Raw genomic sequence first — 26,190 nt, 5'->3', positions numbered from 1 at the left:
ACCCGCTAGGGTGTGACGGAGAGGCGCTGCACCGGCCAGCCCAACCCGGCCAGCTCAGGGGCCAGCGTCTTGGCATCCCCCACCACCAGGATCACCATGTCGTCGGGATCGAGCCAGCGGCGGGCCAGCTCGCGCAGGGTAAAGGGGGAAAGCTGGCTCACCTGCTGCACCTGCTGCTCCACATAATCCTGCGGCCACCCTTTGAGCAGGATGGGTTGCATGTAGGCCACCTCCTGCGGCAGCGTCTCGTAGTCGAGCGCCTGGCCATTGAGCACCCGATCCCGCAGGGTACGCACCTCCAGCCGGGTCGGCCCCAGCCGCTGATACTTGTCGAGCTCCTGCAGGATCTGCCGCAGCGCCGCCCCGGTCACTGCGCTGCGCACGCTGCTTTGCAGCAGGAAATAACCCGCATCGACGTTGCCCTCGAAGGTGGCGCCGATAAAGTAGGTGTAACCCAGCTCCTCACGCAGCCGGATGTTCAACCGCTCGGCGAGGGAGACATTCATCAGCCGGGTCAGGTAGTGCTCGCCGAAGGCATCCTCCGCCATGGCGCGCCGCCCCACCCGGATCTGGCTGAGCGCAGCCCCGGGATTGTCCAGCAGATAGATGGCCCGTTTGGCCTGCGGCCCACGCCACTCCAAAGAGCGCAGGGCCGCCGGCTGACCCGCTGGCTCGACCAGAAAGCCGAGGGCTTTCATCACCCGCTCCTGGGCCAGATCCCCGCTCACCACCACCTGGGCTTCCCCGCTGCGATGGACCGACTGATAAAAATGGCGCACATCGTCCAGGGTCAGCGCCCGCAGGCTGGCCACGGGATCCAGCGGCTTGCTCCCCTTGAGCAGGGCGCCGAACTGCCAGTCCGCCTGCCACTGGGGATCGCGAGCCAGCTGTTGCAGCCACTGGCTGTAGTCAAACTGGCTGCGCTCGAAATCGGCGCTGCGCATGGCGGGCTGCAGCACCAATTCCCGTACCAGCGCCAGCACCTCCTCGAAATGGGAGGTGAGCCCCTGAACCTCGATGGAGCTGCGCTCCTCACCATGTTCGAATCTGATGCTGGCTCCCAGCTGGCGCGCCCGCTCCTCGATGCTCGCCTCCTGCAGCTGTTCGCTGCCAAGGGAGAGCATGGCGTCAGTCAGGGTGGCGACCCCGCCCTTGCCCTGCGGCTCGGCCCGCTCACCGCCCGGCCAGTTGATGCTCATGGCAAAGGCCGGCACTTCATCGCTGTAGTGGCCCAGCAGAGAGACCCGCTCACCCAGCTTGGCATGCCACAGGGTCGGCATGGGCACTGGCAAGGCCCCGCCACTGGCCGGCTCCTGGCGTCGATCCAGGGTCTCCTTGATCTGCCAGGGAGCCAGCGTCTGCAGCGGCCGGGCCAGCGGCAAGGGGGGCGGCTCGACGAAGTTGGGGTTGCCCGCCTGCCACTCGGGATGCTCGGCCGGTACCACGCTCAGCACCACCCTGGGCTTGTTCAACACATAGCGCGTCAACACCCGCTGCAGCTCGGCCGGCGTCACCCGGGCAAGGCGCTTGAGGTTGCGGTACTGGAAGTTGGGATCCTGAAACAGGGTATAACCTGTGCCCAGCTGCTCCACCTTGCCGGCCACGCTGTCCAGCGGCCAAATCCGTTTGGCGCGCAGGGCATTGACCGAGTGGGCCAGCTGCTCGCGGGTGACTCCGTCGCTGGCGAGCTGGCCGATGACCCGATCGATCTCCACCTTGATGGGGCCAAGCTCGGCCCCTTTGGCCAGATTGGGAATGGCATGGATCATCAACTTGCATGCCAGCACATTGCATTCATGGCTGGCAAAGACGGAGACCAGCCTGCCGCTTTGCTGCAGCTCTCGCTGCAACAGGCCACTGGCCGAGCCCCCCAGCTGATCCGCCAGCAGATCGAGAGCCTCGACCCCGGGATCACTGGCAGAGACGGTCGGATAGGCCAGCACCAGCAGGGGTTCGGCCACCCGATCGGTCAGGGTGCGATAGCGGCTCTTCTTCAGCGTCACCGGCCGCACCAGCGGCCGAGTCTGGGCCGGGGTGGCGGGCAAGGCCCCGAAATAGCGCTCGACCCAGGCCAGGGTCTGGGCCGGCTGAATGTCACCGCCGATCACCAAGGTGGCGTTGTTGGGCCCATACCAGCGCAGGAAGAATTGGCGCACATCCTCCAGGGTGAGGCGATCCAGATCCGCTGCCCGGCCAAACGGCGTGTTGAAGTAGGGGTGATTTGGCGGGTAAAGCGTGCGATTCAGCGCCTCATAGAAGCGCCCATAGGGTTGATCTTCGACCAGGTTGGCGCGCTCGTTCTTGATGATGTCGCGCTGCACGTCCAGCTTCTGCTGATAGAGGGTATCAAGCAGAAACCCCATGCGATCCGCCTCCAGCCAGAGCACCTTCTCCAGCTGATTGGCCGGCAGCGTCTGGAAATAGCGGGTCTGATCCTCCTGGGTCCAGCCGTTTACATCTTTTGATCCCATCTGTTGCAGCAGGCGGTTATGGCCCTCCTCCCCCACGTGAGCCGAGCCCTGAAACATCATGTGCTCGAACAGGTGGGCCAGCCCGGACTGGCCCGGCGCCTCTTCTTCCAGCCCCACCCGGTAGTGGACCGCCACGTGCACCAGAGGATCGGAGTGATCCTGGGTCAGGATCACCGTCAGGCCATTGTCGAGCCGATATTGCTGATAGGGCACGATCAGCGGATCGGCCACTTTTTTCTGCTCCTTGACCAGCACCGGGCCAGCCAAGGCCAAGACACTGAAGAAATAGAGCAAACTCCACACGACTCTCATGTAATTTCCCAATTCTCGAACCTGAACATTATTATGGGTCACCGCTGCTGCCCTTCATTGGTCTCGCAGCAAGAAAAAACGGCGACGGCACGCCATGGGCGTAACGCGCACTATTGAGCATATAAATATTATTTTCGCCCCCCACGGGGCTGCCGCGAGCCGGCCGCCACGCTGCGTCGGATCACCTGCTGCCACGGCCTCGTGGTATCGGCCTGGCCAGGCGGTCAGTGTAATCAATCAGGCTCGCAGTGGATATCTTGAATGGATATTCATTTGTAACAAGGCATATATCCCGCCCATCCCGCGAGCCCACCGCCCCCTATTTTGTGGTACAGATGGAATAGAGCGAGTCGGCTACCAGGGCGGCGGCGGGAATATATTTCCGGCACTGACTGCTCAGTCAGGAAATAATCGATGCGCCACAGTTAATATCTATTTAGTTAATAACAGTGCCACTGCATTGCAAAACCAAGACCCCATGCCTTGCAGCGTCAATGGCATCGAGCCTGCCCTGTTCCTGCCAAAAAAACAGGGGGCCTGAGCCCCCTGTCGTCGTTCCCGATTGCCATCACCCGCGGTCCAGCAGGATGTTGAGCATGCGGCGCAGCGGCTCGGCGGCGCCCCACAGCAGCTGGTCGCCCACGGTGAAGGCGGCCAGGTACTCCGGGCCCATGTTGAGCTTGCGCAGACGACCGACCGGGATGCTGAGGGTGCCGGTGACGGCGGCCGGGGTCAGCTCGCGGGCGGTGATGTCGCGATCGTTGGGGATCACCTTGACCCAGTCGTTGTGGGCGGCCAGCAGGGCTTCGATCTCGGCCAGCGGCACATCCTTTTTCAGCTTGATGGTGAAGGCCTGGCTGTGGCAGCGCAGGGCGCCGATGCGCACGCACAGACCATCCACCGGAATGGCGGCGTTTTCGATGCCCAGGATCTTGTTGGTCTCGGCCTGGCCCTTCCACTCTTCACGGCTCTGGCCGTTGTCGAGCTTGGTGTCGATCCAGGGGATGAGGCCACCGGCCAGCGGCACGCCGAAGTTGTCCACCGGCAGGGTGCCGGAGCGGGTCTTCTCGGTGATCTTGCGCTCGATGTCGAGGATGGCGGAGGCGGGATCCGCCAGCTCCACCGCCACTTCATCGCGCAGCAGCCCCATCTGGGTGACCAGCTCGCGCATGTGGCGCGCACCGCCACCGGAGGCGGCCTGATAGGTGGCCACGCTCACCCACTCCACCAGATCGGCCTTGAACAGGCCACCCAGGGCCAGCAGCATCAGGCTGACGGTGCAGTTGCCGCCGACGAAGGTCTTGATGCCGTCGTTCAGGGCATGTTCGATGACGTCGCCGTTGACCGGATCCAGGATGATGACCGCGTCCTTCTCCATGCGCAGGGAGGAGGCGGCATCAATCCAGTAACCCTGCCAGCCGGCGGCTTTCAGGCGCGGATAGACATCCTTGGTGTAGTCGCCGCCCTGGGCGGTGATGATGACGTCCTGTGTGGCCAGCGCCGCGATGTCGAAGGCATCCTGCAAGGTGCCGGCATCGACGCCGAAATTGGGGGCGGCCTCACCGGCCTGGGAGGTGGTGAAGAAGGTGGGCTGAATACGGGCAAAATCCTTCTCTTCCTGCATCCGGCTCATCAATACCGAACCCACCATGCCACGCCAACCGACCAAACCTACTTTTTTCATAATGTCCTACCCTGGATAGCTGCTTATAGAAACCGAGTGTGATAACCGTGATCCCTTGTCCGGCGCGGGCCGTTTACAAGGGATTCACAAAATATGGGTTGCGAAAAATGCGTCTGTCCACATTACGGATTGTGACGGCGGGCGCAAGTCGAATTGCGCAATATTCTGTGCCGTTCGCTGCAATATCCGTCAGCCTGGCCGACCTGCGGGCAGCCGGTTGGCATCCCGCCACGACTTGGGGCATCATTGAGACCGACCGGCAGCCCCGCTGCCCCTCGGGGACGACCCCGAGGCCTCCTGATGCGCAGGGACGACCCTGCTTCCTGCGGAATCTGCCTTATGTCCTGGTTGCTCCTGCTGTTGGCCGGCCTGTTCGAGGTCGCCTGGGCCATCGGCCTCAAATACACCGACGGTTTCAGCCGTCCCCTGCCCACCCTGCTGACCCTGCTCGCCATGGGGGTGAGCGTGCTGCTGCTCGCCATGGCGGTCAAACAGCTGCCCCTTGGCACCGCCTACGCAGTCTGGACCGGCATCGGCGCAGTCGGCACCGTGCTGATGGGGATCTGGCTGTTCAACGAACCGGCCACCCTCGCCCGGGTGCTCTGCCTGCTACTGATCATCGGCGGGATCCTGGGTCTGAAATTCATAGGCTGAGCCGTGACCCTGGGCGGTTGAAAGGAGAGCAAAACGGGGCATGGGCCCCGTTTTTTGCCTGCCAAACGCGCCGACCCCTGCTATTATCTGCGGCCAAACATGAGCCAATAAAAATCAGGATATCGTGATGACCGACCACACTTTTATTCCCGGCAAGGACGCGGCGCTGGAAGACTCCATCGAACGCTTCCAGACCAAGCTGCAAGCCCTGGGGTTTGATATCGAAGAGGCCTCCTGGCTCAACCCCGTGCCCAACGTCTGGTCCGTGCACATCCGGGACAAGGAGTGCTCCCTCTGTTTCACCAACGGCAAGGGTGCCAGCAAGAAGGCGGCGCTCGCCTCCGCCCTCGGCGAATATTTCGAGCGCCTCTCCACCAACTACTTCTTCGCCGACTTCTATCTGGGCGAGCAGGTAGCGAACGGTGATTTCGTCCACTACCCGAACGAGAAGTGGTTCCCCATCGAGGGGGATCAGCTGCCGGCCGGTCTGCTCGACAGCTTCACCCGCAAGTTCTACAACCCGGACGGTGAAGTGACTGCCGACATGCTGGTGGACCTGCAATCCGGCAACGAGGAGCGCGGCATCGTCGCCCTGCCCTTCGAGCGCCAGTCCGATCACCAGACCGTCTACATCCCGATGAACATCATCGGCAACCTCTATGTCTCCAACGGCATGAGCGCCGGCAACACCAAGACCGAGGCCCGCACCCAGGGCTTGTCCGAAGTGTTCGAGCGCCACGTGAAGAACAAGATCATCGCAGAAGCGCTGAGCCTGCCGGAGATCCCGGCCGAGGTCATTGCCCGTTACCCCGGCATCAAGGCCTCCATCGAGGCGCTGGAAGCCGAAGGCTTCCCCATCTACAGCTTCGATGCGTCGCTCGGCGGTCGCTACCCGGTCATCTGCGTGGTGCTGCTCAACCCGAGCAACGGCACCTGCTTTGCCTCCTTCGGCGCCCACCCGCGCTTCGAAGTGGCCTTCGAGCGCACCGTCACCGAGCTGCTGCAAGGCCGCAGCCTCAAGGATCTGGACGTGTTCGTACCGCCCTCGTTTGACAACGAACAGGTGGCGGATCACCACAACCTGGAGACCCACTTCATCGACTCCTCAGGCCTCATCAGCTGGGACCTGTTCAAGCAGGATGCGGACTTCGAGTTTGCCGACTGGGACTTCCGGGGCACCTCGCAGGAGGAGTTCGACCACCTGATCGGCATCTTCCACGAGCTGGAACAGCCGGTCTACATCGCCGACTACGAGCACCTGGGCGTCTACGCCTGCCGTATCCTGGTGCCCGGCATGTCCGACATCTATCCGGCCGAAGATCTGCTGCTGGCCAACAACACCATGGGTGCCCACCTGCGGGAGACCATACTGGCGCTGCCATCCCTGGAGTGGGACGCGGAGCAGTACATGGCGCTGTTCGACCAGCTGGATGAAGAGGGTCACGACGAGCGCACTCGGGTGCGCGAGCTGCTCGGCATCGCCGCCGCCAAGGGAACCGCCCTGCACACCCTGCGGGTGGGCGAGCTCAAAGCCATGCTGGCGCTGGCCGCCGGCGAACTCGACACGGCGCTCGATCTCATCGACTGGACCATGGAGTTCAACCAGTCGGTGTTCCCGGCCGATCGCGCCAACTTCTATCGCGCCCTGCGCGCCTGCGTCGAGCTGTTCCTGGACGAGGATCGTGACCCCGAGCAGTACCGCGCCGTGTTTGCCCGCATGTATGGCGAAGAGACGCTGGCGCAGGCTTGGGCCCACGCCAGCGGTGAAGCGCGCTTCCACGGGCTGGCAGCCGCCGATCTCTCCCTCAGCCAGTTCCCGCTGCATCAGAAGCTGCTGGCTGCCTACGAGAAGCTGCAGAAGGCCAAACGAGCCCATTCATGGGGTTGATGTGGTAACATTCCGAAGGGGCCCTGATGGCCCCTTCTCTTTTATGGTCAGCCAAGTGGCCATTTGTTATTCAAAGATGAAATAAAAAACAAAAAATACCTCTTAGGGGGTTGCCAACAAGGAGTAGCGAGTGCTGGGGAGACGCAAAGATGCCTTGCCGGCACACTTTTTCAGGGATGAAAAATAAATTGTTTAAAATCATGATATTAAAAAAACCACATTTCTGTTTCAGCTGAAACCTGGTGTAAAGAATCGCTGCCGGGGGACTCAAATATTTGTAGTAAAATTACATTCACAATCTGCAATTCTTGATCGGAGTCAATTTTGACGATCTGGCCCTTTGTTATGATTTCCACAGGCAAAACATCAGGTACATGAGAATTGAAAGCAGAATCTCCCTTTGATTGTCTCAAGCCAGAAGCCATCGCTGCACTGGCAGAAGATATAACCTATGCCAAGGCCACCAAGCCCGCATACAAGGTCATCCCCCTGGCCATCACAGCTGGCGCCTTCATCGCCATCGCTTTCGTCTTCTACATCACAGTCACCACCGGTGCCGGCAATGTGGCCTGGGGCCTCAGCAAACTGGTCGGCGGTCTCTGTTTCGCTCTTGGCCTGATCCTCTGCGTGCTGCTCGGCGCCGAGCTGTTCACCTCCACCACCCTCACCCTGGTGGCCAAGGCGGCGAATCGCATCACCTGGGCCCAGCTGTTCAAGAACTGGGGACTGGTCTACTTCGGCAACCTCATCGGCGGTCTCATCATCGTCGGCCTCATCATCATGTCGGCCGAATACATGGCGGCAGATGGTCAGTGGGGCCTCAACGCCCTCAAGGTGGCCCAGCACAAGATCCACCACACCTTCTTCGAAGCCGTGGCGCTTGGCATCCTCTGCAACCTCATGGTGTGTCTCGCCGTGTGGATGGCGTTCGGCGCCCGCAGTGCCACCGACAAGGTGATGGTCATGCTGCTCCCCGTCGCCATGTTCGTGGCCTCCGGTTTCGAGCACAGCATCGCAAACATGTTTATGATCCCGGTCGGCATCGCCATTCACAGCGTCGCAGGCCCGGAATTCTGGCAGGCCATCGGCCAGGACCCGGCGACCTTTGCCGACCTGACCGTATCCAACTTCGTCCTGCACAACCTCATTCCTGTCACCATAGGTAATATCATTGGTGGTGGCGTCATGGTTGGGCTGACTTACTGGTTTATCTTCCGTCGCCATCATTAAGGATGGCGGCAGACACATAAATACCTTGAGAGGTAATGAAAATGGCAGAACTTAACGAACAGTTCCAAAAAGCATGGGAAGGCTTCGCGGCCGGTGAATGGCAGACCTCTGTCAACACCCGTGACTTCATCCAGAAGAACTACACCCCGTATGAAGGTGACGAGTCCTTCCTGGCTGGCGCGACCGAAGCTACCACCAAGCTGTGGGACAAGGTCATGGAAGGCATCAAGATCGAGAACCGCACCCACGCGCCGGTCGATTTTGATACCGACCTGCCCTCCACCATTACCGCTCACGATGCCGGCTATATCGATCAGAGCCTGGAGCAAATCGTTGGTCTGCAGACCGACAAGCCGCTCAAGCGCGCCATCATCGCCAACGGCGGTATCAAGATGGTCAAGACCTCTTGCGAAGTATACGGTCGTCAGCTTGACCCCATGGTCGAGAAGATCTTCACCGAGTACCGCAAGACTCACAACCAGGGCGTGTTCGACGTCTACACCAAAGACATCCTGAACTGCCGCAAGTCCGGCGTCATCACCGGTCTGCCGGATGCCTACGGCCGTGGCCGTATCATCGGTGACTACCGTCGTGTCGCCCTGTACGGTATCGACTTCCTGATGGCCGACAAACTGGCCCAGTTCAAGTCCCTGCAGGCTGACCTGGAAAACGGTGTCAACCTGGAAGCCACCATCCGTCTGCGCGAAGAGATCTCCGAGCAGCACCGTGCCCTGGCCCAGATGAAGGTGATGGCTGCCAAATATGGTTGCGACATCTCCGTACCGGCCAAGACCGCCAAAGAAGCCGTACAGTGGACCTACTTCGCCTACCTGGCGGCCGTCAAGTCCCAGAACGGCGCGGCCATGTCCTTCGGTCGTACCTCCAGCTTCCTGGACATCTACATCGAGCGTGACCTGCAAAAAGGTCTGATCACCGAGCAAGAAGCCCAGGAGCTGATGGACCACATGGTCATGAAGCTGCGCATGGTTCGCTTCCTGCGTACCCCGGAATACGATTCACTGTTCTCCGGCGACCCGATGTGGGCTACCGAGACCCTGGCAGGTATGGGCGTTGACGGCCGTACCCTGGTCACCAAGAACAGCTTCCGTATGCTGAACACCCTGTACACCATGGGCCCGTCCCCTGAGCCGAACCTGACCATCCTGTGGTCCGAGAAGCTGCCGGTCGGTTTCAAGAAGTACTGCGCCAAGGTATCCATCGAGACCTCTTCCGTTCAGTACGAGAACGACGACCTGATGCGTCCGGACTTCAACAACGATGACTACGCCATCGCTTGCTGTGTGTCCCCGATGATCGTCGGCAAACAGATGCAGTTCTTCGGTGCTCGTGCCAACCTGGCCAAGACCATGCTGTACGCCATCAACGGCGGTATGGACGAGAAGATGAAGCTGCAGGTGGGTCCGAAGACCGACATGATCACCTCCGAGTACCTCGAGTACAACGACGTGATGGATCGTCTGGATCACTTCATGGATTGGCTGGCCAAGCAATACGTTGCCGCGCTGAACATCATCCACTACATGCACGACAAGTACAGCTACGAAGCCTCTCTGATGGCGCTGCACGACCGTGACGTCTATCGCACCATGGCTTGCGGCATCGCCGGTCTGTCCGTGGCCGCTGACTCCCTGTCTGCCATCAAGTACGCCAAGGTCAAGCCGGTTCGTGACGAAGATGGCGTGGCCATCGACTTCGAAATCGAAGGCGAGTACCCTCAGTTCGGTAACAACGACGCTCGCGTCGATGACATCGCCTGTGACCTGGTCGAGCGCTTCATGAAGAAGATTCAGAAGCTGAACACCTACCGTGGTGCCGTGGCTACCCAGTCCGTGCTGACCATCACCTCCAACGTGGTGTACGGCAAGAAGACCGGTAACACCCCGGATGGTCGTCGCGCCGGTGCGCCGTTCGGCCCGGGTGCCAACCCGATGCACGGTCGTGACCAGAAGGGTGCCGTTGCTTCCCTGACTTCCGTCGCCAAGCTGCCGTTCGCTTACGCCAAAGATGGTATCTCCTATACCTTCTCCATCGTGCCGAACGCGCTGGGTAAAGACATGGAAGCCCAGAAAGCCAACCTGGCCGGTCTGATGGATGGTTACTTCCACCACGAGTCCAACCTGGAAGGCGGTCAGCACCTGAACGTCAACGTGATGAACCGTGAAATGCTGCTGGACGCCATGGAAAACCCGGAAAAATATCCGCAGTTGACCATCCGCGTATCCGGTTATGCCGTTCGCTTCAACTCTTTGACCAAAGAGCAACAGCAAGACGTCATCACCCGTACCTTCACCGCCTCTCTGTAATAGAGTCTCGGTGAACAAAAACCGGCGCCCAGGCGCCGGTTTTTTTATGCCTGATAGTCAGGGAGCATAGACCTGAAAATCTGCAGGCAAGGCTGGCACTCCCCTTCTCTCCCCCCGCCTTGTTCAGGGCCGCTCGCCGGCCGCCAGTCGGCGGTTGATATCGGCAATCACCGAGGCGATGTCGGCCAGGGTATCGATCACATAGTGAGCCCCTGCCGCCCGCAACTTGGCCTCGGCCGATGCGCGCCTAGCGGCGATATCCGCCTCGCTCATGGCGGAAAATGCTTCCCAGGTGGCACCAAATTCGTTGCCGGAAACCGACAATCCCACCGTCCACATGCCCGCATTCAACCCCTCGCTGATGCCCGGCACCGCATCATCCACCTTGATGCAGCGGTGCACCGCGCTCACCCCCAGCTCAATCACGTTGGCCAGCGCCATCCAGGGGCCGGGGCGACCACCGGCCTTGAAATCGTCGGTGGCGACCCAGTGATCCGGTTGATAGCCGCGCTCGGCCGCGGCCGGCACCAGCGCTTCCATTACCGGACGGGGGTAACCGGAGCAGGAGCCGATCCGCAGCCCTTGAGCTCGCAGAGCCTCCAGCACCGGCAACACACCCGGGATGGGGGCGGCAAAGCGGGTCACGGCGGCAATCTGCAGCGGCATAAAGGTGTGATAGAGGTGGTCCACCTCGGCGTGACTCATGGGGTGGCCGAAGCGGGCCTGCCAGCGTTCATCCACCGAGGGCAGACGGCCAAGCGCCGCGATATGATCCCACTTGCCCAGCCCCATGGGCTGGCGCGCCTCATCCAGGGTCACGGCAAAGTCATAGGCACGGGCGAAGGCCTCGACGAAGATCGAGGTGGGGGCGAAGGAGCCGAAATCGACCACGGTGCCGGCCCAGTCGAGGATCAGCGCCTCTATGTCTGTGGTCGGGTCGATGGCAATCTGCAAGTCAGTCATGGTGATCTTCCTGTTTCGGTGAAAGTGCGATCTCGCCCAAGGCGCGATCGAGAATGGCGATGGCGCGCACCAGATCGGCGCGAGCGATATTGAGCGGCGGCGAGAGCTGGATAACATTGCCCTGAGAGACCTTGAAGCTGAGCCCGAGCTCCAGGCAGCGGTAGAGCAGCCGCTCGGCGGCCTGGCTATTGCGCTTTCGACTCTGGTGATCGACCACCAGATCGAGCGCCCAGAGCATACCGATACCGCGCACCTGCCCGATCAGCGGGTGACGTTCGGCAAGCGCTGCAAGCTCTGCCGCCATAAAGCGGCCATCCTCCCGCGCTTTTGCCAACAATCCAGCTTCGCGGATTGTCTCTATAGTGGCGAGCGCCGCCGCGCAGCCGATGGGGCTCTTCTCGTGGGTGTAGTGACCGAGCGAGATGGCCGCCGCCTGATTGAAACGGTCGCGGGTGATAAGCGCGGCAAACGGCACTACCCCGCCCCCCAACCCCTTGCCAAGACAGATGATGTCTGGCTCGATGCCAAACTCCTCGAAACTGAACCAGTGGCCGGTGCGTCCCAGGGCATTGGGGATCTCGTCGACGATCAGCAGCACCTTGTGGCGATCGCAGATCTCCCGCACCCGCTGCCAGTAGGCCCTTGAGGGCACCTGCACGTCGGTGTTGCGGATGGGCTCGGCGATAAAGGCGCCTATTCCCCCCTCCTTCTCGATGACGTACTCCAGATAATCGGCGTAGTGCAGGTCATCCCCCTCCCCGCGATACCAGACGCCGCGATAACGGGTGGGCGGCGGAATGCGCTCCACACCGGCCATCAAGGGGCCCATGCCGGCGCGAAAACAGGCCTCGCCACCGACCGAGATGGCATCGAGGGAGGCGCCGTGAAAGGCATCCCACAGGGACACCACCTTGCTGTTGCCGGTAATGAAGCGGGCAAGCTTCAAGGCAATGCCCACCACCTCGCTGCCGCCGGGGGCGAACAGCACCCGGTTGAGATCGCCGGGGGCCAGTTCGGCCAAAGCACGGGCGCAGTCGATGGCCACCCGATGGGTGTAGCGGCGGGGCGCAAACGGCAGATCGGCGAGTTGCTGCTGCACCGCGGCCACCACCTTGGAGTGACCGTGACCCAGCTGATGGACACTGTTACCGTGAAAATCGAGGTAGCGCTTGCCCGATACGCTGCTCAACCAGCTCCCCTGCGCCCCCTCAAGCAGATCGAGACAGGGGGTGGAGAGGGCCTGATGGAGAAAGTAGCGGCTATCCTCCGCCAATCCGGCCTGTACCTCTTCGCTCTGACCTGCCCACCAGCGCGCCCGCCCCTCGCCGAGATTGATATCCCCTTCACTGTCGGCGCGACCGCTGCCGTGCAGCTTATCGCCACGCAGATCGTGACCGTGAAGCGCTTGGCTCGTCATCGCGCGTCCCCCTGCCAGTAGCAGGCGCTGGCCATGGCGGCGAGCAAGCAGCGCACCCGCTCAGGGGTCACGTCGCCGATATTGCCAATGCGGAAGCAATCGGCCTGGGAGACCTTACCCGGATAGATGACAAAACCCTGCCCCTTGAGCCGCTGGTAGAAGTCGGCGAAGCGGTAATCAGGGTGGGTCGGAGAGTAGAAGGCGGTAATGATGGGGGATTGCCATGTTTCTGGCAGCAGCGGCGCAAAGCCAAGCGCCGCCATACCATCCACCAGGGTGCGCTGGTTCTCGCTATAGCGCTGATGGCGGGCGGCGATCCCCCCTTCTTCATCCAGTTCACGCAGGGCCTGGGCGAAGGCGAGCACGGTATGGGTGGGCGAGGTAAAGCGCCACTTGCCCCCCTGCTGCTCCATGGTCTGCCACTGAGCGTGCAGGTCGAGGGAGACCGAGCGGGCGCGACCGGCGCAGGCCGTGAGCGCCACGCGACGGGCGATGACAAAGCCAAAGCCCGGCACCCCCTGAATGCACTTGTTGGCAGAGCTGATGAGAAACTCGATGCCAAGGCGCCCCATGTCGATGGGGATGCCGCCAAAGCTGCTCATGGCATCGACGATCAGGCGAATGCCGCGGCGCTGGCAGAGCGCTGCCACCTCGTCGAGCGGGTTGAGCATGCCGGTGGTGGTCTCGCAGTGCACCATGGCCAGATGGGTGATCTCGGGGTGGCGCGCCAGCATCGCCTCGATGGCGGCGGGTTCCGGGCGGCTTGTCTCGCCGCAGTCGAGCTCGTGGTGGCGCAGGCCAAGACAGCGGGCCATCTCCCCCATGCGGGTGCCGTAGGCGCCGTTGTTGATGATCAGCAGACACTCGTCGGCGCCTATCGCCGAGCCCAGCACGCTCTCCACCACATAGCTGCCACTCCCCTGTAGCAGCACGGCGCTGTAGTCGCTCTCATATTCCGGGCCTGTGGCGAGGCGCACCAGCTCGCGGCGGATGGGCTCCACCACCCCCTGGTTGTAGTCCGCATCCCAGGTACAGCTGTCTTGCAGCATGGCGGCGCGCACCGTGGCGGTGGTCGAGAGGGGGCCCGGGGTCAGCAGCAGGTAATCGACGGCGGCAGGGGCCGCAGGAATATGGGTCATGACTTCACTCCTTTTGGTATATACCAGAATGAGCACATTGTGGGTAACGGCCCCACCAAGGTCAAAGGGGTGGCGCTACGTGCAACAAAAAATTCATTTACGGCGCCGGGATCGCGATAATCTAGGAAGCCTGAACAACAGGGGCAACACTGGTCTTTACCAATGCACGTTGATGCCTACGCTTAGCGACCGGGCAGATGACCTGCCCTGTGCCCAGTCCATTGCCCAACTCATTGCACAACCAGGGATTTTCATGAGCAAACCCCAATACCTGCAGATCAAGGATGCCCTCGCCAACCAGATCCTGGCGGGGGGCCTGACCCCCAACGACAAGCTCCCTTCCGAGCGGCTGCTGGGGGAGCTCTATGGCACCACAAGGGTCACCATTCGCGAGGCTCTGGTGCAGCTGGAGGCAAACGGCCTTATCTATCGGGAGGATCGCCGCGGCTGGTTCGTCACCCCGCCGCGCTTTCGCCTCAACCCAAGACGCACCTCCAACTTTCACCAGATTGTGCGGGAGCAAGGGGGGGAGCCGCGCACCGAGCTCCTGGAGAAGAGCCGCCAGGCGGTGCCGCCGGCACTGATGGCACGGCTGCAGCTCAAGCCGTTCGACAGCCTGTTTCTGCTCAAGCGGCTGCGCTACGCCAACGGGCGCGCCATCTGCTACTGCGAGAACCACTGCCTGCCAGAGCGGGTACCGGGCCTGCTGGAGCTGGATCTCAACGGCAGTCTGACCGAGATCTACCAGGCCCATTACGATCTCCACTACGCCCGCATGCAGGTACGTTTCTTCCCCACCGCCCTGCCGGACGAGGTGGCCAAGGCGCTGGGGGCCACCGCCGGTCTACCCGCCCTGCGCCTCGAGCGACTCAACTTCGATCAGCACGGCCGGGTGCTCGATTTCGATCTGGAGTACTGGCGCCACGACAGCCTGGAGATCGAGGTGGATACCCAGGATTAGTCACGAACAAATCAGGAATGGGAAAACGTCACGGGGTCGTCACCTGAACGTCATAAAGATCCCCTAGCCTCTCTCTCGACCAATCTGGTTTATACCAAACCAATTTATATGGAGAAGAGGATGAAACAGGGAACCCATCTGCTGGCCGCCGCCGTGCTGGCCGCCATGACAGCGCCGGCACTGGCCGCGACCGATCTCACCGTCTACACCGCCTTCGAACCGGAACAGCTCAGCGAGCTGAAAACCGCGTTCGAGCGCCAGCATCCGGATATCAACATCAAGTGGGTGCGTGACTCCACCGGCGTGGTCACCGCCCGCTTGCTGGCGGAAAAAGCCCAGCCCAAGGCAGATGTGGTGTGGGGGCTGGCGGCCACCAGCCTGATGCAGCTCGATCAGCAGCAGATGCTCAATGCCTATGCACCGAAAGGGCTGGATAAACTCGACAGCCGCTTTCGCGACAGCAAGGCCGAGCCGCACTGGATCGGTCTGGACGCCTTCTTCAGCGCCATCTGCTTCAACAAGGTAGAGGCCGAGAAACAGGGGATCCCGGCCCCCACCAGCTGGGCGGACCTCACCAAGCCCGTCTACAAGGGCAAGGTGATCATGCCCAACCCCAGCTCCTCCGGTACCGGCTACCTGAGCGTCGCCGGCTGGCTGCAGACCATGGGCGAGCAACAGGGCTGGCAATTTATGAACGGCCTGCACCAGAACATCGACCGTTATACCCACTCGGGCTCCGCTCCCTGCAAGTTGGCTGCCAGCGGCGAGACGGTGATCGGTATCTCCTTCGACTTCCCGGCTACCAGCCTCAAGGCCAAGGGTGCCCCCATCGAGGTGGTGTTCCCGAAAGAGGGCTCGGGCTGGGATATGGAAGCCGCCGCCATCATCAAGGGCACCCCCAAGCTGGATGCAGCCAAACAGCTGCTCGACTTTGCCGCCACCGAGCAGGCCAACGCCCTCTACAACAAGTCATTCGCAGTGGTCGCCATCCCGGAGGTGGCCAAGCCCAGAGCCGGCTATCCCGCCAACATCAAGGGCCAGATGATCGACAACGACTTTGGCTGGGCTGCCCGCGAGCGCAACACCATCCTGGCCCAGTGGAGCGCCAGCTTCGACGGCAAGACCGAAGCCAAGCAGTAATCCCATTTAGGGCTGGTTTGAACAATGCCAATGCACCCAGGCTGATAAACAGATTGCCGAAGGCCAACCCAGGTTGGCCTTCGTTTTTTGGCATCGCCCCCACTTTGTTTCACCCTCAATTGGTAACCCCGCCCATCCACAAGCGACCAAGCTAGCTGCTGGCGACCCGATGTCATCTGACTGTCATCAAGCCGTCATCCCCCGATCACCTGATCGTCACACTTCACCCGCAAACTGGTATATACCAAATCAGTAGCGAGTCGCACCATGACCCAGCCCTATCTGGACATTCAACATCTCAACAAGCAGTTTGGGACTTTTCAGGCCCTCAAGGGGATCTCTCTGACCATTGAGCCGGGGGAGTTTATCTGCTTTCTCGGCCCCTCCGGCTGCGGCAAGACCACCTTGCTCAGAGCCATCGCCGGGCTGGATCTGCCGGACAGCGGCGAGATCTGGCAAGGGGGGCGCAATATCTCCCAGCTGCCGCCCCAGCAGCGCGACTTTGGCATCGTGTTTCAGTCCTATGCCCTCTTCCCCAACCTGACGGTGGCCCAGAACATCGCCTTCGGCCTCGAGAATCAGGGGCTGGCACGGGATCTTATCAAGGAGCGGGTCGATCACTGGCTGGGGCTGGTGGATCTCACTGCCCAGTCCCACAAATACCCGAGCCAGATCTCCGGCGGTCAGCAGCAGCGAGTGGCGCTGGCCCGGGCTCTGGCCCTTTCCCCCGGTTTGTTGCTGCTGGACGAACCGCTCAGTGCGCTGGATGCGCTGGTGCGCACCCACCTTCGCAGCGAGATCCGCGCCCTGCAGCAGCGTCTTGGCATTACCACCATCATGGTGACCCACGATCAGGAAGAGGCGCTGACCATGGCCGATCGCATCGTGGTGATGGAGGGTGGCCGCATCGTGCAGGTAGGCACCCCGCAGGAGATCTACCACCAGCCTACCAGCCGTTTCGTGGCAAGCTTCGTCGGCACCATGAACTTCCTCGACACCCTGGTGCTGAGCCCCACCCAGGTACGCCTTAACGAGCAGCCGCTAACACTCGCCAACCGGGCCGCGGCCGGCAGCAAATTGCAGGTGGCAATCCGCCCCGAGGCGATCACCCTGAGTGCGCCGAGCGAGCTGTCTCTTGGGCAACATGGCGTTGAAGTAATCATCGATCAGGTGGAGTTTCTCGGCGCCGCCCAGCGCCTTATTTGCACCGCCGACACCTATCTGGGCCCGCAGCAAATTCTGGTGGAGCGCCCGACCCACGAGCTGCCCCGCCACGAACAGGGTGGCTGGCGCAGCGGCATGCGCTGCTCGCTGCACTGGCCCGCCGGAGCGATGCAGCTGTTTGAAGGAGAGCGCCCATGAACGCCCCCCTTGCGACCTCCTCCCTGTTGTCGCCAGCGACAGCCCGCCAAGACTCTCGTTGGCAGCGGCTTTGTCGCGGCTGGAGCCGGGATCAACTGCTGCAGCTGATCCTGCTTTTACTTGGCATCGCCCTGCTGGTGGGGGGCCTCTTGCTGCCGCTGCTCACCATGCTGCAAAAGAGCCTGCAGGATGAGAACGGCCTCTGGGTAGGGCTTGCCAACTTCAGCGCCTATTTCGACTCCCCTCATCTGGGGCGCACCATAGGCAACACCCTCTGGCTCGGGGTGCTGATCACCGCGCTGGTGGTGACCATCGCCTTTGGCTACGCCTATGCCCTCACCCGCACCTGCATGCCGGGCAAGCCCCTGTTTCGCCTCATCGGCCTTATTCCGCTGTTGATGCCCTCCCTGCTGCCCGCCATCAGTCTGGTCTACTGGTTCGGCAATCAGGGGATCGCCAAGGGGCTGCTCGGCGGCGAGAGCATCTACGGCCCCATCGGTATCGTCATTGGTCTGGGCTTCTGGTGCTTTCCCCACGCCCTGATGATCCTTATCACGGCGCTCGGTCAGAGCGATGCCCGCCTCTATGAAGCCTCCCGGGTGCTCGGCAGCAGTGGTTGGCGCACCTTTGTCACCGTCACCCTGCCTACCGCTCGCTACGGTCTTTTGAGCGCCGCCATAGCGGTCTTCACCCTCACCATCTGCGACTTCGGGGTGGCCAAGGTGATTGGCGGCCAGTACAGCGTGCTGGCCACCGACATCTACCGGCAGGTGATCGGGATGCAGAACTTCTCGCTGGGCGCCGTTGCCAGCGTCACCCTGCTGCTGCCGGCGCTGCTCAGCTTTGCGCTGGAGCACAGGGTGCGCAGCAAGATGCAGGAGCAGAGCAGCACCAAGGCTGTGCCCTATCAGCCCAAACCCCATCGGCTGCGGGATCTGCTGGCGCTCGGCTGGTGCACGCTCTGGGCCCTGCTGTTTCTGGCGCTGGTGGGCATGGCCGTTTACGGCTCCCTGGTGCAGTTCTGGCCCTACAACCTCGGGTTGACGCTGGATCACTACGCCTTTGACAGCAACAGCGTCTACGGCTGGCAGCCCTTTACCAACACCTTACAGCTGGGTCTTTTTACCGCCCTTGTGGGCACAGTGCTGGTGATGGTGCTGGCCTGGGCGCAGGAGAAGGGGTGCCACTTTACATGGCTGCGTCAGTTGCTGCATCTGCTAGCCATGCTGTCGCTGGCGGTGCCCGGCATGGTGCTGGGGCTGGGCTACATCTTCTTTTTCAACGGCAATCCGCTTTTTGGCAGCTTCTACGGCACTCTCTATGGCACTCTGCCGCTGATGGTGCTCTCCTGCGTCATCCACTACTACACAGTGGGCCATATGACGGCGCTGACCAGCCTCAAGCAATTGCCCAAGGAGCTGGAGCTGGTGGCCATCTCATTGCGCATTCCGCTCTGGAAGGCGTTCTGGCGAGTCACCCTGCCCGCCTCCCTGCCAGCGCTCTTGGAAATCTTTATCTATCTGTTCGTCAACGCCATGACCACCACCTCTGCGGTGATCTTCCTCTATTCGAGCGACAGCGTGCTCGCCTCCATCGCCGTGCTCAATATGGAGGATTCCGGCGATACCGCCGCGGCCGCCGCCATGGCCACCCTCATCCTGCTGGCCGCCGCCACCGTCAAGCTGCTCCAGCTCTTGTTGAGCCGCGCCCTGCTGGATCGCACCCAGCGCTGGCGCCACCCATAACCTTGTCGAGGAGTCATGATGTCCACTCTCCCCTTCTGGCTGACCGAAGCGCTCGCCGCCGAACAGCCCGCGCCGCCCACGCCCCTTCACGGCCACCACGAGGCCGATGTCTGCATCGTCGGTGGCGGCTTTACCGGGCTGTGGAGCGCCATCGCCCTTAAAACAGCCGAGCCGCACTTGCGTATCCTGGTGCTGGAAAAAGACCTGTGCGGCAGCGGCGCCTCCGGGCGCAACGGCGGCTGCCTGCTCACCTGGTCGGCCAAATACCTGACCTTAAAGCGCCTCTTCGGCGAAGAGCAGGCTTCCTGGCTGGTGCGCACCTCCGAGCAGGCGGTGCACAAGATCGCCCGTTTCTGCGAAGCGCACCAGATAGAGGCGGAGCTGAGAGTCGAGGGCACCTGCTACACAGCCACCAGCGAGGCCCAGCGCGGCCTGATGGAGCCGGTATTGCAGGAACTCAAGCGAGCCGGCCTTAACCAGTGGCAGGCGATTGCGGAGGGTGAGCTGGCAAGCCAAAGCGGCTCCCACGTTCATCTGGAGGGGCTCTACAGCCCCCACGCGGGTTCGGTGCAACCGGCACTGCTGGTGCGCGGCCTGCTGCGGGTGGCGCGGGAATTGGGGGTCGAGGTCTATGAAGGCACCCCCATGCTGCGCCTCGACGCAGGCCAGCCTGTGCGGGTGCAGACGCCACAGGGCGAGGTGTGTGCCCGCAAGGTGGTGCTTGCCCTCAACAGCGCCATGGTGCAGCACTTTCGCGAGTTTCGCCGCAGTATCGTGCTGGTCTCCTCCGATATGGTGATCACCGAGCCGGCACCACAGGCGCTTGCCGCCCAGCAGCTTGAACACGGCCGCAGCGTGGTGGATGGCCGCACCTTTGTCCACTACTACCGATCCACTCCGCAAGGGCGGCTGATGCTGGGCAAGGGGGGCAACACCTTCGCCTTTGCCAACCGCCATCTGGCCGAGTTCGATGCGCCGAGCCGTTATCTCGCTCCCCTCACCCGCACCCTGCGCCGCTTCTTTCCGGCGCTCAAGGATGTGCCCATCGCCGCCAGCTGGTGCGGCGCCTCCGATCGCTCGGTGGATGGCCTCCCCTTCTTCGGCCACTGGCGAGGGCTGCCCAATATCGTCTATGGCCTCGGCTATTCCGGCAACGGGGTGGCGCAGAGCTGGATGGGCGGTCAAGTACTGGCGGCCTTGGTGCGCGATGAGGTGCGGGAGGAGGACAAGCCGTGGCGTGACTGCGCGCTGGTAAGCGGCCCGCGCGGCTATTTCCCGCCCGAGCCGTTTCGCTGGCTGGGCGCCATGGCGGTGCGCAACGCCATCCGGCGCAAGGAGCGGGCGGAAGATGAGAACCGCCCGGTGGCCTGGTATGACAAACAGCTGGCCAAACTTGCCGATGCGGCGGGCAAGGCGGACAAATAGACACCTTCACAGCGCTTCGGAAGGAGCCAGAAAGCCGAAGGGGCAGGAGAGTGATGACTCCCCTGCCCCTTCGCAGTTGGTACAGCTCGCGACTGGCCCGATAGACAGGCCTGGCATTAGCTGGCCCAAGTAATGATGTGATCGATCCAGTCGCCGGCATCCACCTCGTGCACCACCTTGCCGCGCACCGACTGACCAGCCTGGTGCATGGCGCTGCGGCTGCCGGTGATCAGCGGATGCCACTCTGGCAAACTCTGCCCCTCCGCCAGCAGGCGGTAAGCACAGGTCGACGGCAGCCAGTCATATTCGGCAATCTTGTCGTGGGTGATCTGCAGGCAGTCCGGCTCTTTCTTAAAGCGGTTGCCGTAGTCGGAGCACTGGCAGGTCTTGGTATTGAGCAGGTTGCAAGCCACGTTGGTGAACACCAGCTCCTCGGTATCCTCGTCGATCAGCTTGTTCAGGCAGCACTTGCCGCAGCCGTCGCACAGAGACTCCCACTCCGTCATGGTCATCTGTTGCAGACTCTTCGCCTGCCAAAATGGGGCGTTCTGCACGGGTTCACTCTGCTGCATAAAAGGTGGCTCACTCAATACACTGACAAGCGCGTGGTTATACGCCCTATGGCCCGATTTTTCAAGGTTGGTGGCTGTCTGTGGTAAACATTCGGCTGCGTAGGCTCAACATACGAGATGGTGTAATAAATTGTGCTGAACTCTATATCTTCCAACATCTAAGATGGACAAGCCTGTGTAAGTGAATGAACATATTAGCAATCCATAAAATCGAATCTCACTGAGCTGATAGAGAAGAATGTAAACTACAAAATTATTAACTTCCCAAGGGGCTATATGAAGTCACGATCTCGATTAATGCTTGAAAAATCCGTTGCCGCCATGCTATCAGCAATTGAGATATATAATAAGCCAGACTTCAGATATCGCGAGGAAACCTTCTCTGTATTATGTATAAACTCTTGGGAGCTACTTTTAAAGGCAAAGGTTCTCAATCTGGCCAGTAATAAGGTAGCCTCCCTATATGCCATGGAATATAGGACCCTCAAAACTGGAATGAAATCCACGGTAAAAAGGCCCAAAAAGAATCGTTCCGGAAACCCTCTATCCATTAACATTTTTGAGGCATACCGAATTGTCACCGAAGAGTATGGAGTAAAAATAGACAAGGCAGTAAACGATAATTTAATTGCACTTACAGAAATCAGAGATAACTCAATACATTTTGTAAATGATGACTTGCTACTATCTTTAAAAATTCAAGAGTTAGGTAGTGCATCTCTTCAAAACTACCTTCATCTAGTATCTTTGTGGTTTGGTGACGTTCTATCAGGATACAATTTTTATCTCATGCCATTATCTTTTTTTAGGGATTTCAGTGAGGCCCCTGGAGTTTCACTCAATGCCAACGAGAGAAAAGTTTTGGAGTACATCAGGAAATCAGAGGAAAGTTATGATGGCGTAGAAGATGTTGGTGATTATAACCTGACACTTAGAATTGATGTGAAGTTTCAAAAAGTGAAGAGTACATCAGGCCTCCCAGTTCAAATCACTGACGATCCAAATGCTACAGCTGTTTATCTGTCAGAAGAAGATTTTACTGATAAATATCCTTGGGATTACGATATCCTTAGCACGCGCTTATCGAAGCGATATTCTGATTTTAAAATGAATGCAAAATATCACAGAATAAGAAAAAAATTGGAAGAGGACAATAAATTTGCATATGAACGACTTCTTAACCCCAAAAATCCTAACGGTGGGAAAAAGACTTTTTATAATCCGAACATTCAGAAAGAGTTTGATAAGCACTATACAAAAGTAAGTTAAAAAATTGAAATACCCTTGGCTTTAACTGAACTTATAAAGTTCAACTTATGCCCATAAAAAAGCCGCCCATTGGGCGGCTTTTTATCAGAGATAACGGGCTGAAAGGACTTACCAGCCGGTCACTTCACGCAGGGCTTTGCCGATATCGGCCAGGGAGCGCACGGTTTTCACGCCGGCATCTTCCAGGGCGGCAAATTTCTCGGCCGCGGTGCCTTTACCACCGGCGATGATGGCGCCCGCATGACCCATGCGCTTGCCAGCCGGAGCGGTGACACCCGCGATGTAGGAGACCACCGGCTTGGTGACGTGGGCCTTGATATAGGCCGCCGCGTCTTCCTCGGCGTTGCCGCCGATCTCGCCGATCATCACGATGGCTTCGGTCTGCGGATCGTTCTGGAACATCTCGAGGATGTCGATGAAGTTGGAACCCGGGATGGGGTCACCACCGATACCGACGCAGGTGGACTGGCCGAAGCCCTCGTCCGTGGTCTGCTTGACCGCTTCGTAGGTCAGGGTGCCGGAGCGGGAGACGATGCCCACCTTGCCCGGCTTGTGGATGTGGCCGGGCATGATGCCGATCTTGCACTCACCCGGGGTGATAACGCCCGGGCAGTTGGGGCCGATCATCCGCACGCCGGTTTCCTGCAGCTTCACCTTGACGTCCAGCATGTCCAGGGTCGGGATGCCTTCGGTGATGGTGACGATGAGCTTGATGCCGGCATCGATGGCTTCCAGGATGGCGTCCTTGCAGAACGGTGCCGGCACATAGATGACGGAGGCGGTGGCGCCAGTGGCTTCCACGGCGTCACGAACGGTGTTGAACACCGGCAGGCCCAGGTGAGTGGTGCCGCCTTTGCCCGGCGACACGCCGCCGACCATCTGGGTGCCGTAGGCAATGGCCTGTTCGGAGTGGAAAGTGCCCTGACCGCCGGTAAAGCCCTGGCAGATCACCTTGGTGTCTTTGTTGATCAGAACGCTCATTATTTGGCCTCCGCTGCTTTTACCACTTGCTGAGCTGCGTCAGTCAGACTCGTTGCGGCGATGATATTGAGGCCGCTGTCGGCCAGTTTACGGGCACCCAGTTCGGCGTTGTTGCCTTCCAGACGCACCACCACGGGCACTTTCACCCCCACTTCCTTGACGGCGCCGATGATCCCTTCCGCGATCATGTCGCAGCGCACGATGCCACCGAAGATGTTGACCAGCACGGCTTGAACCTTGCTGTCGGAGAGGATGATCTTGAACGCCTCGGTCACGCGCTCCTTGGTGGCGCCGCCGCCGACGTCCAGGAAGTTGGCCGGTGAACCGCCGTGCAGGTTGACGATGTCCATGGTGCCCATGGCCAGGCCCGCGCCGTTGACCATGCAGCCGATGTTGCCATCCAGCGCCACATAGTTCAGCTCCCACTGGGCGGCGTGCGCTTCACGGGGGTCATCCTGGGACGGGTCGTGCATCTCGCGCAGCTTCGGCTGGCGGTACAGGGCGTTGGCGTCGATGTTGATCTTGCCGTCCAGGCAGTGCAGGTTGCCCTTGTCGGTGATGACCAGCGGGTTGATTTCCAGCAGGGCGAAGTCGCAGTCCAGGAACATCTGGCCCAGACCCATGAAGATCTTGGTGAACTGCTTTATCTGATCGCCGACCAGACCCAGTTTGAAGGCCAGCTCGCGGGCTTGATAAGGCTGCGGGCCTACCAGCGGATCGATGGCGGCTTTGTGAATGAGTTCCGGGGTTTCGTGGGCGACTTTCTCGATCTCCACGCCACCTTCGGTAGAGGCCATGAAGACCACGCGACGGCTGCCACGGTCAACCACGGCGCCCAGGTAGAGCTCCTTGGCGATGTCGGTGCAAGATTCCACCAGGATCTTGGTAACCGGCTGACCGTTGGCGTCAGTCTGATAGGTCACCAGGTTCTTGCCCAGCCAGTTTTGGGCGAAGGCACGGATCTCGTCCTTGCTCTTGGCCAGCTTGACGCCGCCCGCTTTACCGCGGCCACCGGCGTGGACCTGGCACTTGACGACCCAGGTGTTGCCGCCAATCTTGTCGGCCGCTTCGGCCGCTTCCTGCGGGGTGGCACAGGCATAACCTTCGGAGACCGGCAGGCCATACTCGGCAAACAGCTGTTTTGCCTGATATTCATGCAGATTCATAGATGCTCTATCCGTGTTGTAGGTATTTCCGTCCGGGGCTCGTGTTTCTCAATCCCCTGTGAAAGAGGCCAGGGTGGCCCCTCGTTATCTTTCTAATTTCACTTTCACTCAGACGTTCCGTCAGGGCCGCGAGGGCTCCCGCTTGCCGCCGGGTGACAGACCCGGCGGCAAGCTTGTGGCGCGGCTTGGCAGGCCCACAGGCTTGCCACTCCGGCCGATTTCTTTAGACGTCCAGCAGCAGACGGGTCGGATCTTCCAGCAGCTCCTTGATGGAGACCAGGAAGCCCACCGACTCGCGGCCGTCGATGATGCGGTGATCGTAGGAGAGCGCCAAGTACATCATCGGCAGGATCTCGACCTTGCCGTCGACGGCCATGGGGCGGTCCTGGATCTTGTGCATGCCCAGAATGGCGCTCTGGGGCGGGTTGATGATCGGGGTGGACATCAGGGAGCCGAACACGCCACCGTTGGTGATGGTGAAGTTGCCGCCGGTCAGTTCGTCCACGGTCAGCTTGCCGTCACGGCCCTTGCCGGCCAAGTCTTTGATGGCCTTCTCGATGTCCGCCAGGCTCATGCTGTCGCAGTCGCGCAGCACCGGAGTCACCAGACCACGGGGGGTGGAGACGGCGATGCTGACGTCGAAGTAGTTGTGGTAGACGATGTCGTCACCGTCCAGCGCCGCGTTCACTTCCGGGTAGCGCTTGAGGGATTCCACTACCGCCTTCACGTAGAAAGACATGAAACCGAGCTTGATGCCGTGCTTCTTCTCGAAGATCTCGCCGTACTGCTTGCGCAGCTTCATGATGGGCGCCATGTTGATCTCGTTGAAGGTGGTCAGCATGGCGGTGGTGTTCTTGGCCTCCAGCAGACGCTCGGCGATACGCTTGCGCAGACGGGTCATGGGCACGCGTTTTTCAGTGCGACCGGCCAGCGGGGCGACCGGTGCAGCAGGGGCTGCAGCGGCAACCGGCGCGGCGGCAGGCTTGTTGCCACCCTTGATAAAGGCTTCCACGTCTTCCTTGGTGACGCGACCGCCCTTGCCGGTACCGGTCAGCTTGGCAACGTCGATGTCATGCTCGGCCACCAGGCGGCGCACGGAGGGGCTCAGGCCATCGGCGGCGTCATCGGCTACCGCTTCCACCGGCTTCTCCTTGGTCTCTTCGCCGGCCACCGGGGCAGGCTTGAGCATGGCGATCAGCTGGCGGGAGAGCACGGTGGCCCCTTCGCTTTGCAGGATGTCGCCCAGCACGCCAGCTTCCGGCGCCGGCACTTCCAGCACGACCTTGTCGGTCTCGATGTCAACCAGCACTTCGTCACGGGCAACCAGATCACCCGGCTTCTTGTGCCAGGTCGCGATGGTGGCATCCGCCACTGATTCCGGCAGGTCCGGTACTTTGATCTCGATAGTCATCTAATCAGTTCCTTGTTTACTTCTTGGCCAGCGGGCTTGTTCTTGGTCGAAGAGGACGCTCCCGGGGAGCGCCCTC

General features: G+C 60.8%; 19 protein-coding genes. 10 read left to right on the top strand and 9 right to left on the bottom strand.

Annotated elements, in window-relative coordinates:
- Positions 1 to 5: 5 nt before the first annotated feature.
- Together ACB033_RS16395 and asd are read right to left on the bottom strand one after the other, a co-directional pair.
- Entirely contained in the window at positions 6 to 2,783 is a 2,778-nt protein-coding gene (locus tag ACB033_RS16395; RefSeq protein ID WP_139724230.1) for a pitrilysin family protein, read from the bottom strand.
- A gap of 568 nt (positions 2,784 to 3,351) precedes the next feature.
- Positions 3,352 to 4,467, bottom strand: coding sequence for an aspartate-semialdehyde dehydrogenase (gene asd, locus ACB033_RS16390; RefSeq protein WP_024941583.1), 1,116 nt, complete (start codon positions 4,465 to 4,467; stop codon positions 3,352 to 3,354).
- 339 nt (positions 4,468 to 4,806) lie between these two features.
- Between asd and sugE the strand changes: the two genes are divergently transcribed.
- The 4 genes from sugE to pflB all read left to right on the top strand — a co-directional run bounded on the left by sugE (position 4,807) and on the right by pflB (position 10,563).
- Positions 4,807 to 5,121: a quaternary ammonium compound efflux SMR transporter SugE gene (sugE, locus tag ACB033_RS16385; protein ID WP_010634166.1), complete on the top strand. Its 315-nt coding sequence runs from the start codon at positions 4,807 to 4,809 to the stop codon at positions 5,119 to 5,121.
- A gap of 127 nt (positions 5,122 to 5,248) precedes the next feature.
- A complete protein-coding gene (gene ycaO / locus ACB033_RS16380; protein ID WP_139724228.1) occupies positions 5,249 to 7,009 on the top strand; it encodes a 30S ribosomal protein S12 methylthiotransferase accessory factor YcaO in 1,761 nt (586 codons plus the stop codon).
- A gap of 381 nt (positions 7,010 to 7,390) precedes the next feature.
- On the top strand, positions 7,391 to 8,239 hold the full coding sequence (gene focA / locus ACB033_RS16375; RefSeq protein WP_005300246.1) for a formate transporter FocA: 849 nt from the start codon (positions 7,391 to 7,393) through the stop codon (positions 8,237 to 8,239).
- Between the two features lie 41 nt (positions 8,240 to 8,280).
- The gene (gene pflB, locus ACB033_RS16370) at positions 8,281 to 10,563 is read left to right on the top strand and encodes a formate C-acetyltransferase (RefSeq protein WP_005300244.1); all 2,283 of its coding nucleotides are present in this window, start codon (positions 8,281 to 8,283) and stop codon (positions 10,561 to 10,563) included.
- 123 nt (positions 10,564 to 10,686) lie between these two features.
- Here pflB and phnX read toward each other — a convergent pair whose 3' ends face one another.
- From phnX to phnW, 3 genes are read right to left on the bottom strand one after another with little or no spacing between them, the layout of a single operon-like run.
- Positions 10,687 to 11,526 carry a phosphonoacetaldehyde hydrolase gene (gene phnX / locus ACB033_RS16365; RefSeq protein ID WP_139724226.1) on the bottom strand — a complete coding sequence of 280 codons (840 nt, stop codon included), beginning with the start codon at positions 11,524 to 11,526 and terminating at the stop codon, positions 10,687 to 10,689.
- Positions 11,519 to 12,943, bottom strand: coding sequence for an aspartate aminotransferase family protein (locus ACB033_RS16360; RefSeq protein WP_139724224.1), 1,425 nt, complete (start codon positions 12,941 to 12,943; stop codon positions 11,519 to 11,521). Before ACB033_RS16360 ends, phnX begins: the two co-directional genes overlap by 8 nt.
- Complete coding sequence (gene phnW / locus ACB033_RS16355; RefSeq protein WP_139724222.1) at positions 12,940 to 14,082, bottom strand: 2-aminoethylphosphonate--pyruvate transaminase; 1,143 nt, start codon at positions 14,080 to 14,082, stop codon at positions 12,940 to 12,942. Before phnW ends, ACB033_RS16360 begins: the two co-directional genes overlap by 4 nt.
- Before the next feature lie 253 nt (positions 14,083 to 14,335).
- Between phnW and phnR the strand changes: the two genes are divergently transcribed.
- The 5 genes from phnR to ACB033_RS16330 all read left to right on the top strand — a co-directional run bounded on the left by phnR (position 14,336) and on the right by ACB033_RS16330 (position 20,715).
- Positions 14,336 to 15,043 (top strand): phosphonate utilization transcriptional regulator PhnR, encoded by a 708-nt coding sequence (phnR, locus tag ACB033_RS16350; RefSeq protein ID WP_042028876.1) that lies wholly within the window; start codon positions 14,336 to 14,338, stop codon positions 15,041 to 15,043.
- Between the two features lie 120 nt (positions 15,044 to 15,163).
- Positions 15,164 to 16,183 (top strand): putative 2-aminoethylphosphonate ABC transporter substrate-binding protein, encoded by a 1,020-nt coding sequence (locus ACB033_RS16345; RefSeq protein WP_124249819.1) that lies wholly within the window; start codon positions 15,164 to 15,166, stop codon positions 16,181 to 16,183.
- A 267-nt stretch (positions 16,184 to 16,450) separates the two neighbouring features.
- The gene (locus ACB033_RS16340; protein WP_139724218.1) at positions 16,451 to 17,545 is read left to right on the top strand and encodes a putative 2-aminoethylphosphonate ABC transporter ATP-binding protein; all 1,095 of its coding nucleotides are present in this window, start codon (positions 16,451 to 16,453) and stop codon (positions 17,543 to 17,545) included.
- Positions 17,542 to 19,290, top strand: coding sequence for a putative 2-aminoethylphosphonate ABC transporter permease subunit (locus tag ACB033_RS16335; RefSeq protein WP_139724216.1), 1,749 nt, complete (start codon positions 17,542 to 17,544; stop codon positions 19,288 to 19,290). The genes ACB033_RS16340 and ACB033_RS16335 overlap by 4 nt, the downstream gene beginning before the upstream one ends.
- A gap of 18 nt (positions 19,291 to 19,308) precedes the next feature.
- A complete protein-coding gene (locus ACB033_RS16330; RefSeq protein ID WP_139724214.1) occupies positions 19,309 to 20,715 on the top strand; it encodes an FAD-dependent oxidoreductase in 1,407 nt (468 codons plus the stop codon).
- A 116-nt stretch (positions 20,716 to 20,831) separates the two neighbouring features.
- Here the strand turns inward: ACB033_RS16330 and ACB033_RS16325 are convergent, their stop codons facing one another.
- Positions 20,832 to 21,287 (bottom strand): YcgN family cysteine cluster protein, encoded by a 456-nt coding sequence (locus ACB033_RS16325; RefSeq protein WP_139724212.1) that lies wholly within the window; start codon positions 21,285 to 21,287, stop codon positions 20,832 to 20,834.
- A gap of 297 nt (positions 21,288 to 21,584) precedes the next feature.
- Here ACB033_RS16325 and ACB033_RS16320 point away from each other — a divergent pair, with 297 nt between their 5' ends.
- Complete coding sequence (locus ACB033_RS16320) at positions 21,585 to 22,556, top strand: DUF3644 domain-containing protein (RefSeq protein WP_197971221.1); 972 nt, start codon at positions 21,585 to 21,587, stop codon at positions 22,554 to 22,556.
- Between the two features lie 108 nt (positions 22,557 to 22,664).
- Here ACB033_RS16320 and sucD read toward each other — a convergent pair whose 3' ends face one another.
- The 3 genes from sucD to odhB form a co-directional block, all read right to left on the bottom strand.
- A complete protein-coding gene (gene sucD / locus ACB033_RS16315) occupies positions 22,665 to 23,537 on the bottom strand; it encodes a succinate--CoA ligase subunit alpha (RefSeq protein WP_005300222.1) in 873 nt (290 codons plus the stop codon).
- Entirely contained in the window at positions 23,537 to 24,703 is a 1,167-nt protein-coding gene (gene sucC, locus ACB033_RS16310) for an ADP-forming succinate--CoA ligase subunit beta (RefSeq protein WP_005300220.1), read from the bottom strand. Before sucC ends, sucD begins: the two co-directional genes overlap by 1 nt.
- 223 nt (positions 24,704 to 24,926) lie before the next feature.
- Complete coding sequence (gene odhB / locus ACB033_RS16305; protein ID WP_005300217.1) at positions 24,927 to 26,114, bottom strand: 2-oxoglutarate dehydrogenase complex dihydrolipoyllysine-residue succinyltransferase; 1,188 nt, start codon at positions 26,112 to 26,114, stop codon at positions 24,927 to 24,929.
- Between the last annotated feature and the right edge of the window lie 76 nt (positions 26,115 to 26,190).

Origin of the sequence: Aeromonas sp. S15(2024) (genome assembly GCF_041402265.1) — a bacterium.
Lineage (GTDB): Bacteria > Pseudomonadota > Gammaproteobacteria > Enterobacterales > Aeromonadaceae > Aeromonas > Aeromonas dhakensis.
The sequence above is the reverse complement of the archived record's forward strand: the minus strand, read 5'-3'. Positions and strand labels throughout refer to the sequence as shown.